Below are 13,941 nucleotides of genomic sequence, written 5' to 3'. Positions count from 1 at the left end.
CATGGATGTCATTGCCGCTGTCGCCGCCGGGGGAGGGGGCCCCTCCGCCATCGGCGTGGTGCGGGTCTCGGGGCCGGGGTGCTTTTCTGTGTGCGGCCGGGTGTTCCGGGCCGGAAACGGAAAAGCCTTTGAGGAGCTGGAGCCCCGGAAAATGGTGCTGGGGGAGATGCTGGACCGGGAGGGCCGGGTGCTGGACAGGGGTCTGGCGGTACGCTTCCCCGGTCCCCGGAGCTACACCGGCGAGGACTCCGCCGAGTTCCACTGCCACGGGTCCCCGGTGGTCCTGCGGGAGCTGCTGGCGGCGCTGTTTGCCGCCGGGGCCGTCAGCGGGACTCCCGCAAGGCAGGCAGGACCGGGGGAGTTTACGAAACGGGCCTTCCTGAACGGACGGCTGGACCTGACGCAGGCAGAGGCGGTGGTAGACCTCATTGACGCCGAAACCGCCGCCGCCGCCCGGAACGCCGCCGCCCAGCTGGACGGGGGCCTCCGCCGCCGGCTGGAGCCGGTGCAGGAAGCGCTGCTGGACATCACATCCCGGTTTTACGCCGTGGTGGATTACCCCGATGAGGACATCGAGGACGTGAGGCCGGAGGAGGCCGCCGCCGCCCTCCGGGAGGCGGACCGGAGCCTCACCGCCCTGCTGGACGGCTGCCGTCGGGGGCAGGTGCTGAAAAAGGGGGTCCGGACGGCCATTGTGGGCCTGCCCAACGCCGGGAAATCCTCTCTGCTCAACGCCCTGGCAGGCTATGACCGAGCCATCGTCACCGACGTGCCCGGCACCACCCGGGACACGGTGGAGGAGTCCGTCCTCTGCGGCGGGGTGCTGCTGCGGCTCATCGACACGGCGGGTCTCCGGGAGACGGAGGACCAGGTGGAACGGCTGGGGGTGGAGCGGTCCCGGCGGGCTATGGAGACGGCGGATTTGATTCTGCTGGTGGAGGACGGCGCGGACGAGGACGCATGGCTGGAAAAGATGGGTTTGCGGGATGCCGTGGTCATGGCGGGAAAGTCCTGGATTTACATTGCTTCCAAGCGGGACCTGTCCGGCATCCTCAAAACGGATGTGCGCAGTCTGGACGGGAAGGCCGCCCCCGCCGCCTCTGTGTCCCTCTCCGCCGTCACCGGGGAGGGCATGGAGGAGCTGGAACAGGCAGTGGCGGCGCTGTTTCCCCCGGGGGCCCCGGAGGAGGCGGGAAGCCTTCTGACGGACCAGCGGCAGGAGGAGGCCGCGGGCCGGGCCCGGGAGGCCGTCCGCCGGGCCCGGGCGGCGCTGGAGGAGGGCATGACCCCCGACGCGGTGCTCACCGACGCCGAGGAGGCCCTGGAGGCCATCGGCGAACTGACGGGGCGCACGGCCAGGGAGGAAATCGTCTCCCGCATCTTCTCCCGCTTCTGCGTGGGAAAATAAATGCGTTCCCTCTTGCATATACTGAGGGGGCTGTGGTATAATGACCACAGCCAAAGAAGCTGATTAAGACCACGGCAGACACGCAAAAGAAGACACGGAGGGCTGCCACCCTCCGTGTCTCCAATTTGTGCTTACCTGCCCTTGCCGTGTCGGTTAAGCCACTTGCTTATATAGCTGCCAACTATACTTGCTCCAACCGATACAAAGAAACTGATTAAAATTTCCACAGCATTCACCTCCTCCCTGCTGCCAGTTTGGAGAAGGGCGGCAGGGCCATTATACCAAAACCTGACAGGATTTGCAAGAAAGCTGTAAACTCCTGCCCTCAGAGCGCGTCTGCCTTCTGAGGGCAGGAATTTTTTCTCGGAAGAGGCTCTGGATGCCATCAGGGAGCTGACGGGCCGCACGGCCAGGGAGGAAATCGTCTCCCGCATTTTCTCCCGCTTCTGCGTGGGAAAATAAATGCGTTCCCTCTTGCATATACTGAGGGGGCTGTGGTATAATGACCTCAGCTAAAAGGTAGTCGGAACCCAAGATGCTCACAAAAGGCAGACTCCCGGAGAGTGGCAGCTCTCCGGGAGTCCATTTTCAGGCTTACTGTCCCCCGCCGTGCCGGTCAAGCCATTTGCAGAGGTAGTAGGCAGCTACACCTGCCGCAGCCGACACTAAAAAGGTAATCATCAGTTCCAAGACGCTCACCTCCCTCCTGCTGTCAGGATGGAGTGTGGGGCAGCGTGCCTATCATAGCAGAATCTGTCACATTTTGCAAGAACCGCAGAAAGCGTGTCTTTTTTGAAAACGCAAAATATGTTTTTGAATCCGCCAAAATATGATTTACAAAACCGCGTCAGAGTGGTACAATTACCATTGTCAGGCTGTCCGGCTTTCGGGCCGGACCGTCTGGAATCAGGTTCCATCAACATACGGGGGAACGCGGTTCCCCTTTTTCAGCGCTGTGGGAAAGGAGCGATCATGAAGGATCTGACAGAGCTGCAGGACTGTCTCCGGGAACGGAGACCCGTCCCCTGGGAGCAGCTGCCGGATTTTGCCCTGTACATGGACCAGGTGCTCTCCTACATGGAGCGGCAGGTCCTCCGCTTTGACGGAGACGACGGACTCACCGCCGCCATGGTGAACAACTACACCAAAAGCGGACTGGCCCCCAGGGCCGAGGGAAAGAAGTACAGCCGGGAGCACCTGGCCTATTTTACGGTGATCTGCGTGCTGAAGCGGGTGATGTCCACCCGGGACATGGACCTGCTGATCCGGGAGGAGCTTCAGGGAGACCGGACGGCGGAAGACGGCTATGCCGCCTTCTGCGCCAGTCTGGACAAGGCCCTGAACATCACCGCCGGAGAGCTGGAGGAGCGGACGGGGGGAAGTCTTGCCGATGACGCCATCCACTTCGCTCTGCTGAGCTATGCCGCCGGGGTGGCCAGCAGCCACTGCGTGGCCATGCTTCGGAACCAGAAGGAGCCGGAGCCCAAAGGCAAGCCAAAAAAGGATAAGGAGCATGATTGAGCATGGCGGATTACGTACTGATGACAGACAGCTGCTGCGACCTGACCGCGGAAATGGCGGAGGAGCTGGGACTGGTGGTTTTGCCCCTGCGGCTGGAGATAAAGGGCCGGGAATACCGGAATTGGCTGGACGGCCGGGAGATTGGATTCCAGGAGTTCTACAGTCAGGTCCGCTCCGGCGAGATGCCCGTCACCTCCGCCGTCAACGTGGGCCAGTTTGAGGAGGCCATGCGGCCTGTGCTGGAGGCGGGGAAGGACATCCTCTGTCTCTGCTTTTCCTCCGCCCTGTCCACCACCTTCCAGTCCGCCGGCATCGCGGCGAAGGAGCTGGCGGAGGCGTTCCCGGAGCGGAGCATCCATGTTCTGGACACCCGCTGCGCCTCCATGGGACAGGGTCTGCTGGTGTGGCTCTGCGCCCGGGAGAAGCAGCGGGGGCTGTCCCTTGACGAGCTGCGGGACTATGCCGGTAAAACCAGGGACACCGTATGCCACTGGTTCACCGTGGACGACCTGAACCACCTGAAGCGGGGCGGCCGGGTCAGCGCCGCGTCGGCGCTGTTCGGCACCATGCTCTCCGTCAAGCCCATTCTGCATGTGGACGACGGGGGACGGCTGATTCCCATGGAGAAATGCCGGGGCCGGAAGGCCTCTCTGCTGGCCCTGGTGGGCCATATGGAGAAAACCGCCGTCAACCCGGCGGAGCAGACGGTGTTCATCAGCCACGGCGACTGCCTGGAGGACGCGGAATTCGTGGCGGAAGAAATCCGCCGCCGTCTCGGCGTCCGGAATATATACATCAACTATGTGGGCCCTGTCATCGGCAGCCATACCGGCGCGGGGGTGGTGGCCCTGTTCTTCACCGGCGGGCCCCGCTGAGGGCCCGGTACAAAGAGAAAGCGGGGGATCGTATGAACTGGCTGGAGCTGCACATCGACACCAATCACCAGGGCCTGGAGACGGTTCAGGCTCTGCTGTCCGCCCTGGACATCGACGGTGTGGTCATTGAGGACGAGACGGATTTCCAGGATTTTCTGGAACACAATCACGAATACTGGGACTATGTGGACGAGGACCTCTCCCGGAAGATGGAGGGGCTTTCCCGAATTACATTCTATCTGGAGGCCGGAGAAGCGGGCTTCGCCAAAATGGGCGAGGTGCGCATGGCTCTGGAGCAGCTGAAGCAGGCGCGGCAGGACTGCGGCGCCCTTCTGATGACCCTGGAGAACATCCGGGACGCCGACTGGGAAAACAACTGGAAGCAGTATTACAAGCCCATGGAGATCGGTCAACGGCTCATCGTCATTCCTGAGTGGGAGACGGCGGAGCCGGGGGACCGGGCGCCGCTGTATCTGGACCCCGGCCTGACCTTCGGCACCGGGGCCCACGCCACCACCCGGCTCTGCCTCACCGCTCTGGAGGAGCTGGTGAAGGGCGGGGAGCGTGTTTTGGACCTGGGCTGCGGCAGCGGCATCCTCTCCCTGGCGGCGCTGCGGCTGGGGGCCTCCTCAGCTCTGGCGGTGGATATCGACGACAAATGCCGCACCGCCGCCGAGTCCAACGCCGCCCTGAACCGGATTACGCCGGAGCAGCTCCAGGTCCGCATCGGAAACGTCCTGACGGACGAGACCCTGCGGAACCAGCTGGGAAGCGGCTACAGCCTGGTGCTGGCCAATATTGTGGCGGACATCATCATTGCCCTCGCCCCGGACGTCCGGGGCCTGCTGGGCCCGGGGGGACATTTCCTCTGCTCCGGCATCATCGACAGCCGGGCGGAGGAGACGGCGGCGGCCCTCTCCGCAGCGGGGCTGGAGGTTCTGGAGCGCCGGGAGGACAACGGCTGGTTCGCCTTCATCTGCAGGGAACGGCATTGAGAGACCGGCGGCCTCCGCCGGGCGGCGGACGCTCAGCGGCTGTGCGCACTCATGATTAAAAACGGCGTCTGCACCGAATCCGGTGCAGACGCCGTTTGCGGTTCCCGGAAGCCGCCGGTCAGCGCCGCGACTCCGCCAGTTCCCCCGCCCTGACCAGGGCCTCGTCGATATTGGGGGCAAAGCTCCCGGCGCCCACCTGGTCATACAGGCCGGATTTCCGGAACACCGACAGAGGCTGTTCGTTGACGTGGGAGAAGATGACTTCAATTCCCTTGGTACGGCATTCCTCATAGAGCCGCCGGAGGCCGTTGAGGGCGGTGATGTCCATGGCGGGAACCCCGCGCATCCGCAGAATCAGCACGTTCCGCCCGGCGTCCTGCTGAATGTGAGGGATTTTGTCCGCCGCGCCGAAGAACATGGGGCCGGTAATCTCATAGACCATGACATGGGCGGGCACGGGCTTCAGACGGCCCTGATCGTCTCCGGTGTCCTCCACATATTCCCATTCCTTGACGTCGGCCACATCCGCCATCCTCTTCATAAACAGCAGGCAGGCCAGAGACAGGCCCACGGCTATGGCCACCACCAGGTCAAACACAACCGTGAGCAGGAAGGTCACCGCCAGCACCGCCGCGTCGCTTTTCGGCGAATGCTTCACTACCTTCACCACGGTGCGCCAGCCGCTCATATTATAGGCCACCTGAAACAGAATCGCGGCGATGCAGGGCATGGGAATCAGCGCAGCCCAGGGCATCAGCAGCACCAGCAGCAGGACCACGGCGTGGACCATGCCGGCCACAGGGGTGCGGCCTCCGTTTTTGATGTTGGCCGCCGTCCGGGCAATGGCCCCGGTGGCGGGGATGCCGCCGAAGAGGGCGGAGGCGGCATTGCCCACCCCCTGGGCCACCAGCTCCATATTGGAGTTGTGCCGCGCGCCGATCATCTCGTCGGCCACGACAGCGGACAGCAGGGATTCAATGGCCGCCAGAATGGCGATGGTAAACGCGTCGGGCAGCACCGCCGCCACCGTGTCATAGGACAGGACAGGCAGCCTCACCGCCGGCAGGGCGCTTGAAATGGTATAGAGATCCCCGATGGTATTCACCGGCAGATTCAGCAGCTTCACCGCGCCCGCCGTCACAATCACGGCCATCAGGGAGGCGGGGATTCTGGGGAGAACCCTGGGCCACAGAATGAGAATGACCAGAGCCAGACAGCCCACCCCCGCCGCGGCCCAGTTCACCGTGTGGAAGGTACGGGCGGCCTCCCCCAGCTTCTCCATGGTCTCCACCGGGGCCCCCTCAAAGGTCAGGCCGAAAAAGTCCTTCAGCTGACCTATCAAAATGGTGACTGCGATTCCCGCCGTGAACCCGGTGGTGATGGTATAGGGGATGAACTTAATCATGCTCCCCATCCGCAGCAGCCCCATCAGAATCAGGAGGATGCCCGCCAGAACAGTGGCGGCGGCCAGGCCCTCCATGCCGTTCCGGGCCACGATTCCCGCCACGATGGTGGCAAAGGCGGCGGTGGGTCCGGCAATCTGCACCTTGCTGCCTCCCAGCGCGGAGATCAGAAAGCCCGCCGTAATCGCGGTATACAGACCCTGCTCCGGGGACACGCCGGAGGCCAGGGCCAGGGCGATGGACAGCGGCAGGGCGATGATGGCGACAATGATTCCGGCGGTCAGGTCCTTGACAAAGGCGCTTTTGGAATAGTGCCGCATGGAGTCTATCAGCTGGGGCGTCAGTTCTTTCATGGAAACGGTTCCCTCCTTTTTCCTCTCTGCTGCCGCCGGCATCCGGGAAAATCCGGGCAGCGCCGCTGTGAACATTTCACGGTTTCACGGTTTTCCGGGCCCGGGGAGACCGGCCGGAATTATGTATGCGGAAAACGGCGGACGCCTCTTGGTCCGCCTGACTGCCCGCGCCTGCATTCTCCCGGGCCAAAACGCGGACAGGCCGGCGGCGCCCTTCGGCACTGCCGGCCTGGGAACAGTCTTTCAGACAGGTCCCGGACTCACAGGCCCCGCCAGGCCTCCGGGCGGAGACGGCCAAGGTCCTCCTCAGCCCGTCTGATTTCCGCCAGCATGGCGTCCCGGTCCCGGTTCAGCGTGCCCCGGAGGGCCAGGTAATTGCTGGCATGGTTTATACGGAAGACGCTGCCGGGGCTGTCCAGAGCCTCCACCATCAGCCGGGTTTCCTCCAGCACCTGAGGCCGGGTCAGCAGCTGGAATTTCCCCTGGTGCACCCAGTCGTACAGCGGCGTTTCCGGCTCCACCATCAGCGTCAGCATACCGATATACTCCGGATTCATGGCGTTGAAGGCGGCGGCGGTGTCCAGGGCGTGGCGCTCCAGCAGCTCCGGCCCGCCCAGACCGGTGATGGCCGTGACGGAGAGTGCGATGCCGCAGGCTCTTACCTTTTTCCCCATCTCCACAATCTCCGCCGCCGGGTGTCCCTTGTTCATCAGGGTCAGCACCCGGTCGCTGCCGGATTCCAGTCCCATGTAAACCATGGTCAGGCCCTTTTCCCGGAGAGTCCGGAGTTCTTCCTCCGTCCGGATGCGGATGGAGGAGGGAGAGGCGTAACTGGTGACCTGGCGGCACTCCGGGAACAGGTCCCGGACGGCGTCCAGAATCACATAGAGCTCCGACGCCTTCCGCACCAGGGCGTCCCCGTCGGCCAGGAACACCTTTTCAATATGGTGGTAGACGCTCCGGGCAATGCGGAAATCCTCCAGAACCTCCTCCAGAGGCCGGATGGAAAAGCGCTTTTCCTTGTACATGCTGCAAAAGGCGCAGGTGTTGTGGCTGCACCCGTAAGTCACCTGAACGATCAGGCTCCGGGCCTCAGAGGGGGGCCGGTAGACGCTGCCGTAGTATCTCATCGCTTGACGCTCCTTCCTGTCGTGGACAGCCGGATTTCAGGCCTTACAGGCCCAGCTGTTCCAGCGCCGCCATCCGGAGGCAGACGCAGAAAATCTCCATGGCCTGTTCCAGCTCCTCCACCGGGGGCAGGGAGGGGGCCACCCGGATGTTGCTGTCCCGGGGGTCCTTGCCATAGGGGAAGGTGGCGCCGGCATCCGTCATGGTGACGCCGGCCTCCTTACACAGGGCCAGGGTCCTTTTGGCCGTGCCGGGCATGGCGTTGACGGACACGAAGTAGCCGCCCCTGGGCCGCTTCCAGGAGGCAATCTCCAGAGGGGCAATCTCCCGGTCCAGGGCGTCCGCCACGCAGCGGAACTTGGGCCCCATCACGGAGGCGTGGCGCTTCATAATCTCCAGGCTGTGGGCCTTGTCCCTGAGATAGAGGACGTGGCGCTGCTGGTTCACCTTGTCAAAGCTGATGACCTGAACCGTCAGCTGCTTTTCCATGTGCTCCATGTTGGTTTTGGAGCAGGCGAAGCAGGCCACGCCTGAGCCGGGCAGGGTCACCTTGGAGGTGGAGGCGAACTCAAAGACCATGTCCGGATTCCCCGCCGCCTCGCAGAGGGAGAGGATGTCGGGAAATTCCACATAGTCCCCCTCGAACTCGTGGATGCAGTAGGCGTTATCCCACATGATGGTGAAATCCGGGGCGGCGGGCTTCAGATTGGCAAAACGCCGGATGGTCTCGTCGGAGTAAATCACGCCGTCGGGGTTGGAATACTTGGGCACGCACCAGATGCCCTTGACGGCGGGGTCCTTCACCGCCTCCTCCACAGCGTCCATATCAGGGCCGTCCTCCGTCATGGGAATGGTGATCAGCTCAAAGCCGAAGGACTCGGTGATGCGGAAATGCCGGTCATAGCCGGGAGAAGGGCAAAGCCACCTGACGGTTTCCTCCCGGCACCAGGGCCGGGGGCTGTGGGCGAGTCCGTGGGTATATCCCTTGGAAATGGTATCGTACATCAGCTGAAGGCTGGAATTTCCGCCTACAAAAACCTGCTCCGGCCTGCATCCCAGAATACCGGCAAACAGCGCCTTGGCGGCGGGCAGCCCGGCCAGCTCACCGTAGTTCCGCACGTCGATGCCGTCAGAGATAAAGTCCTGAGGGTCCTGCATCAGCTGGAAAATATCGTTGATTAAATCCACCTGCACCTTGCTGGGCTTGCCCCGGGCCATGTTCAGGGAGAGGCCCCGGGCCTTCAGGGCGTCAAACTCTGTCCGCAGACGGGCGTATTCCCCTCTGCGCTCTTCCGGGGACAACTGGGCATAAGGTTTCATCATACATCCATCCTTTCATGATTCGTCCGTTCTCTACGGCAACAGTATACCCCATTCCAAAGGAGAGTTGCAAGAGCGGAATAGACAAATACGGCGGTATAGGTTCAACTTTTTTATTCCGGCGTGTCGAAAAGGCTGCCGGGGAATGCAAAAAAGTAGGGGAACGCAAGAAAGCAGGGGGGCGCGGGAAGACAGGGGCGCGCAAAAAAACAGGGACACGCAAAAGGCATATGCGCCGCCCCCTCCTGCGGAAAACAGAACGGACGCCCCGGGGCGTCCGTTCTGTGTGCGCTGTTTTCGCTCAGGCGTGGCGGTAGGCGCGGCTGTTGTGGTTGAACATGCCGCCGCTGAGAACGGTCCGCTTCTTCTGGGCGGACATGGTTTCCCGCAGGCCCTCGAAGCTCTGCTCTTCCTTGGCTTTATTCATATTGGTGGTGAGCATCAGGCTGCCATAGCAAAGGGCGCCAGCTTCATCAAACAGTTTGTGCATCATCATAATTGTGACCTCCTATTCAGTCATCGGGGGGAGTCTGAACTCCCGTTCCTCGTGGATTGGACTCTTCCAGGTCTGTTCCCCGGAAGCTGAGGTCAGTATAGCGGTTTCCCCTCCGACGCGCAAGAGTAAAACTGGGCAAATTTAACACTGCTTCCAGGGCCTTTCTGTACATCACGCACAAAAAACGGATGATTTTTCGGTTATTATAACCAAAACCCTTCCGTAAACGATGTGCATTTCCACAATGGCCCGGAAAAAAGAATCTATTTAACATTTCGACTGTTTTGAGAAAGCCGAGGGATAACATTCCCCCTTTTTCTTCTCCTCTTATATCAGAGAAAAAACCGGCTTTTCCGCTCCAAAAGAAGACTATTCTATGAATATTGTTACGCAAAATCCGTCACTCTGCATAAAAACCGGCCGTTTCCTTTGACATCTCTCGTGAAGGCGCAACATTTGGACTGTTTTTTATAACATTTTTCCCTTACCCTCCTCTTTCAGATACAGTATAATCGCCTCAGATAAGCGGAGGGCCCGCCGCGACTGAAAATCTGTGTGAAAAAAAAGGAGGAACCCACAATGACAACCCCGGATACCCAGACAAGACGGCTTCCCGCAAGCCAAAAATATGCCTTCGGCATCGGCGCCGTGGGCAAGGACGCCATCTGTAACCTGGTCGGCGCCTTTCTGATGCTCTACATGACGGATACCCTGGGCCTCAGTGCGGCGTTCGCCGGCATCCTGCTGGGTGCGGCCAGAATCTGGGACGCCGTCAATGACCCCATGATGGGTATGATCGTAGACAACACCCACACCAAATACGGCAAATTCCGGATCTGGCTGATTGTCGGCACCCTGATTAACTCGGTGTTCTTCATTCTGCTGTTCACCACCTGCGGCATCACCGACAAGGGCACCCTGATGGTCTATGTGTCCGTCATGTACATTCTCTACGGCATGACCTACACCATCATGGACGTTCCCTACTGGTCCTGGCTGCCCAACCTCTCCAACGACCCCAGAGAGCGGGAATCCATCTCCGTCATTCCCCGCATTTTCGCCTCTATCGGCGGCTTCATTGTCTGCACCTTCGGCCTGAAGTTCATCAACTACTTCAATGAGCTGGCGGGAGACCACACCGTCACCCAGACCCAGGAGAACGGCGAGGTGCTGAACATCTCCGTCACCGGCTTTACATATGTGGCCGTGGCCATTGTGGTTCTGTTCATCGTGTGCATCGGCATCACCTGCGCCGTGGTCAAGGAAAAGCCCACCATCGGTGAGGGCAAGGCCGAAAAGACCAGCCTGAAGGAAGCCTTTGCCATCATCATCAAGAATGACCAGCTGGTGGCCTTCATCGGCCTGCTGCTGACCTTCAACCTCTGCACCCAGATTCTCAAGGCCTTCGCCGTCTACTACTTCAAGGAGGCCTGCGGCAACGCCTATCTGTATTCCATTTTCGGTTACGCAATCATCGCGGAGATGATCGGCCTGTTCCTCTTCCCCAAGATTGCCAAGAACATGGACCGTGAGAAGGTATACCTCCTGGCCTGCGGCCTGCCCGTTGTGGGTCTGGTGCTGCTGTTCGCCCTGGGCTATGTCGCTCCCTCCAGCACCGTGGGCGTCATCGCCTCCTGCGCCTTCATCTTCTTCGGCTCCGGCCTCTCTCTGGGCACGACCACCTGCTGCATCGCTGACGTCATCGACTACGGCGAGCTGAAATTCGGCAAGCGGAACGAGTCCGTCACCTGCTCCGCCCAGACCTTCCTGATGAAAGCCGCCTCTGCCGTGGCCGCCACCCTCACCGGTGTGGGCCTGGACATCATCGGCTACAATCCCGAGGCCTCCGGCGCTCAGAGTGCCGGCACCATCATGGGCATCCGGGTTCTGATGTTCGCGGTGCCCATTGCCCTGGCGATCATCAGCTTCCTGATCTACAAGACTCAGTATAAGCTGAAGGGCCAGCGTCTGGACCAGCTGACCCGGGACGTCAACGCCCTTCACGCCAGGCAGAAATAAAACCGTTTTCCGGCGGCCGGGGTCCGGCCGCCGGACCCACATCCGTCAAGGAGGCTGTTTATGAGCATTATCTATCACGAGAGTACACAAACCCTGCACCTGACCAACGGCCTCATCAGCTACCTGATAAAGGTGCTGCCCAACGGGGCCCTGGGACAGCTGTATTTCGGCCGGGCCATCCGAGACCGGGAGAGCTTTGACCACCTTCTGGAGCAGAAGCACCGTCCCATGAGCTCCTGGGTCTTCGAGGGCAACAAGCTCTTTTCTCTGGAGCACACCAGACAGGAATACCCCTCCTACGGCTCCACGGACTTCCGCCATCCCGCCGTTCAGGTCCTCCAGCCCAACGGCAGCCGGATTACGAATCTGGTCTACTGCTCCCACTCCGTCGCCTCCGGCAAGCCCCAGCTGGAGGGCCTGCCCGCCACCTACTGCGAGTCCCCTAACGAGGCCGAGACCCTGACCGTCCACCTGCGGGACGAGCTGCTGGACCTCTATGTGGACCTGCATTACACCCTCTTCGCCGGCCGGGCCGCCATTGCCCGGTCCGTCAAAATCGTCAACGGCGGCAGCCAGGACCTCCATCTCACCCACGCCATGAGCCTCTGCCTGGACTTGCCGGACAGCAATTATGAGTTTGTCCACTTCTCCGGCGCCTGGTCCCGCGAGCGCTGGGTGAAAACCCGGAAGCTGGAGCAGGGCATCCAGTCCGTGGAATCCGCCCGGGGCCATTCCTCCCACAACCACAACCCCTTTATCATGCTCCGCCGCCCCGGAACGGACGAGGAACAGGGGGAGGTCATCGGCTTCTCCCTGATTTATTCCGGCAACTTCCTGGCCCAGGCGGAGGTGGACAGCTGGGACACCACCCGGGTGACTCTGGGCATCAATCCCTTCGGCTTTGACTGGAAGCTGGCCCCCGGCGAGTCCTTCCAGACCCCCGAGGCCGTGATGGTCTACTCCCATGAGGGCATGGGGGACATGAGCCGTACCTTCCACCAGCTCTACCGGAGCCGCCTGGCCCGGGGCCAGTGGCGGGACCAGGCCCGGCCCATTCTGATTAACAACTGGGAAGCCACCTATTTCGACTTCACCGAAGACAAGCTGGTTTCCATTGCCGAGGCCGCCCACAAGGACGGCGTGGAGCTCTTCGTTCTGGACGACGGATGGTTCGGCGCACGGTGCAACGACTTCGCGGGCCTGGGAGACTGGACCCCCAATCCGGAGCGCCTGCCGGACGGTCTGGCCAGTCTGGCCCGGCGAATCAACGATCTGGGCATGAAGTTCGGCCTGTGGTTCGAACCGGAGATGGTCAACAAGGACTCCGATCTCTACCGGGCTCATCCGGACTGGATCATCCACGTGCCGGGCCGCCGGGACTCCCACGGGCGGAACCAGTATGTTCTGGACTTCTCCCGGCCCGAGGTGGTGGACTACATCTATGAGCAGATGGCAAAGCTCCTCAGCGAGGCCCAGATTTCCTACATCAAGTGGGACATGAACCGCAGCATCACCGAGCCCTGTTCCGAGGCTCTGCCGGCGGACCGGCAGGGAGAGCTGTTCCACCGCTACATCCTGGGAGTCTACAGCCTCTATGAGCGTCTGACCACGCAGTTCCCCCATGTGCTCTTTGAGTCCTGCGCCTCCGGCGGCGGCCGCTTCGACCCCGGTATGCTGTATTATGCCCCTCAGTGCTGGGCCTCCGACGACTCCGACGCGGCGGAACGGCTGAAAATTCAGTATGGCACATCCTTCTGCTATCCCATCAGCTCCATCGGCGCTCACGTCTCCGCCGTGCCCAATCACCAGGTCAACCGCTCCACGCCTCTGGCCACCCGGGCCAATGTGGCTCACTTCGGCACCTTCGGCTATGAGCTGGACCTGAACAGGCTCACGGATGAGGAGCGGGAGCAGGTCCGGGCCCAGATTGCCTTTATGAAGGAGTATCGGGAGGTAATCCAGTTCGGTGACTTCTACCGGCTCCGCTCTCCCTTCGAGGGGAATTTTACCGCCTGGATGGCGGTGAGCCCCGACAAAAAGACGGCATTGGTGGGCTGGTACCGCTTCCTCAGCGAGGTCAACGGCCCCTGCCGCCGGGTGAGGCTCCGGGGTCTGGACCCGGAACTCAGCTACACGGTGGACGGCGGCGAGGCCCACTATGGCGACGAGCTGATGAACCTGGGTCTGATTACCACAGACAGCGGCGCCGGCGAGCGGCAGCCCGATGAGCGGCCCATCTGCGACTTTGATTCCCGTATCTTCGTGTTGAAAGCATAGGCTTTCTCTGACAATATGCTTGGAAAGCGGCGGAAAAATTCTGTTTCTTCCTTTCCCTTACTCTCTTCCGTTCTTCCGTCCGCTTGACTTTTCCCCCTCTCTGCAAAGCTGGGCCGTCCCTACAGACGGCCCAGCTTTGCTTTTTT

11 protein-coding genes are annotated in these 13,941 nt (G+C 61.5%); 6 read left to right on the top strand and 5 right to left on the bottom strand.

The window, feature by feature from the left end; genetic code table 11:
• Position 1: 1 nt before the first annotated feature.
• A complete protein-coding gene (gene mnmE, locus Q0063_RS03490) occupies positions 2-1,408 on the top strand; it encodes a tRNA uridine-5-carboxymethylaminomethyl(34) synthesis GTPase MnmE (protein WP_297870590.1) in 1,407 nt (468 codons plus the stop codon).
• A 131-nt stretch (positions 1,409-1,539) separates the two neighbouring features.
• Here mnmE and Q0063_RS03485 read toward each other — a convergent pair whose 3' ends face one another.
• A complete protein-coding gene (locus tag Q0063_RS03485) occupies positions 1,540-1,842 on the bottom strand; it encodes a hypothetical protein (protein ID WP_297870589.1) in 303 nt (100 codons plus the stop codon).
• 538 nt (positions 1,843-2,380) lie between these two features.
• On the opposite strand from Q0063_RS03485, the gene Q0063_RS03480 reads away from it, so the two are divergent.
• The 3 genes from Q0063_RS03480 to prmA are packed head-to-tail and all read left to right on the top strand — an operon-like array spanning position 2,381 to position 4,799.
• Positions 2,381-2,929, top strand: coding sequence for a DUF1836 domain-containing protein (locus Q0063_RS03480; protein WP_297870588.1), 549 nt, complete (start codon positions 2,381-2,383; stop codon positions 2,927-2,929).
• A 2-nt stretch (positions 2,930-2,931) separates the two neighbouring features.
• Positions 2,932-3,804: a DegV family protein gene (locus Q0063_RS03475; RefSeq protein WP_297870587.1), complete on the top strand. Its 873-nt coding sequence runs from the start codon at positions 2,932-2,934 to the stop codon at positions 3,802-3,804.
• 32 nt (positions 3,805-3,836) lie between these two features.
• Positions 3,837-4,799: a 50S ribosomal protein L11 methyltransferase gene (gene prmA / locus Q0063_RS03470; protein ID WP_297870586.1), complete on the top strand. Its 963-nt coding sequence runs from the start codon at positions 3,837-3,839 to the stop codon at positions 4,797-4,799.
• Positions 4,800-4,917: 118 nt separating this feature from the next.
• Here the strand turns inward: prmA and Q0063_RS03465 are convergent, their stop codons facing one another.
• The 4 genes from Q0063_RS03465 to Q0063_RS03450 form a co-directional block, all read right to left on the bottom strand.
• On the bottom strand, positions 4,918-6,555 hold the full coding sequence (locus Q0063_RS03465; protein ID WP_297870585.1) for a SulP family inorganic anion transporter: 1,638 nt from the start codon (positions 6,553-6,555) through the stop codon (positions 4,918-4,920).
• Positions 6,556-6,815: 260 nt separating this feature from the next.
• Positions 6,816-7,685, bottom strand: a complete 870-nt coding sequence (locus Q0063_RS03460) for a radical SAM protein (protein WP_297870584.1) — start codon at positions 7,683-7,685, stop codon at positions 6,816-6,818.
• A 43-nt stretch (positions 7,686-7,728) separates the two neighbouring features.
• The gene (locus Q0063_RS03455) at positions 7,729-9,003 is read right to left on the bottom strand and encodes an aminotransferase class I/II-fold pyridoxal phosphate-dependent enzyme (protein WP_297870618.1); all 1,275 of its coding nucleotides are present in this window, start codon (positions 9,001-9,003) and stop codon (positions 7,729-7,731) included.
• 301 nt (positions 9,004-9,304) lie between these two features.
• Entirely contained in the window at positions 9,305-9,499 is a 195-nt protein-coding gene (locus Q0063_RS03450; protein WP_297870583.1) for a hypothetical protein, read from the bottom strand.
• Between the two features lie 579 nt (positions 9,500-10,078).
• Between Q0063_RS03450 and melB the strand changes: the two genes are divergently transcribed.
• Both melB and Q0063_RS03440 read left to right on the top strand, forming a co-directional pair.
• Entirely contained in the window at positions 10,079-11,518 is a 1,440-nt protein-coding gene (gene melB, locus Q0063_RS03445) for a melibiose:sodium transporter MelB (RefSeq protein WP_297870582.1), read from the top strand.
• Positions 11,519-11,578: 60 nt separating this feature from the next.
• Entirely contained in the window at positions 11,579-13,795 is a 2,217-nt protein-coding gene (locus tag Q0063_RS03440; RefSeq protein WP_297870581.1) for an alpha-galactosidase, read from the top strand.
• Positions 13,796-13,941 lie beyond the last annotated feature (146 nt).

It is taken from the genome of uncultured Oscillibacter sp. (assembly GCF_947654275.1).
Lineage (GTDB): Bacteria > Bacillota > Clostridia > Oscillospirales > Oscillospiraceae > Oscillibacter.
This window is presented reverse-complemented; position numbering and strand designations above follow the sequence as displayed.

Excerpts from the sequence above, each read along its gene's own strand:
- Q0063_RS03480 (WP_297870588.1), top strand. The coding sequence starts at position 2,381 with ATGAAGGATCTGACAGAGCTGCAGGACTGTCTCCGGGAACGGAGACCC.
- Q0063_RS03450 (WP_297870583.1), bottom strand. The coding sequence starts at position 9,499 with ATGATGATGCACAAACTGTTTGATGAAGCTGGCGCCCTTTGCTATGGC.
- Q0063_RS03485 (WP_297870589.1), bottom strand. The coding sequence starts at position 1,842 with ATGCGGGAGACGATTTCCTCCCTGGCCGTGCGGCCCGTCAGCTCCCTG.
- Q0063_RS03440 (WP_297870581.1), top strand. The coding sequence starts at position 11,579 with ATGAGCATTATCTATCACGAGAGTACACAAACCCTGCACCTGACCAAC.
- prmA (WP_297870586.1), top strand. The coding sequence starts at position 3,837 with ATGAACTGGCTGGAGCTGCACATCGACACCAATCACCAGGGCCTGGAG.
- Q0063_RS03460 (WP_297870584.1), bottom strand. The coding sequence starts at position 7,685 with ATGAGATACTACGGCAGCGTCTACCGGCCCCCCTCTGAGGCCCGGAGC.
- Q0063_RS03465 (WP_297870585.1), bottom strand. The coding sequence starts at position 6,555 with ATGAAAGAACTGACGCCCCAGCTGATAGACTCCATGCGGCACTATTCC.
- melB (WP_297870582.1), top strand. The coding sequence starts at position 10,079 with ATGACAACCCCGGATACCCAGACAAGACGGCTTCCCGCAAGCCAAAAA.
- Q0063_RS03475 (WP_297870587.1), top strand. The coding sequence starts at position 2,932 with ATGGCGGATTACGTACTGATGACAGACAGCTGCTGCGACCTGACCGCG.
- mnmE (WP_297870590.1), top strand. The coding sequence starts at position 2 with ATGGATGTCATTGCCGCTGTCGCCGCCGGGGGAGGGGGCCCCTCCGCC.
- Q0063_RS03455 (WP_297870618.1), bottom strand. The coding sequence starts at position 9,003 with ATGAAACCTTATGCCCAGTTGTCCCCGGAAGAGCGCAGAGGGGAATAC.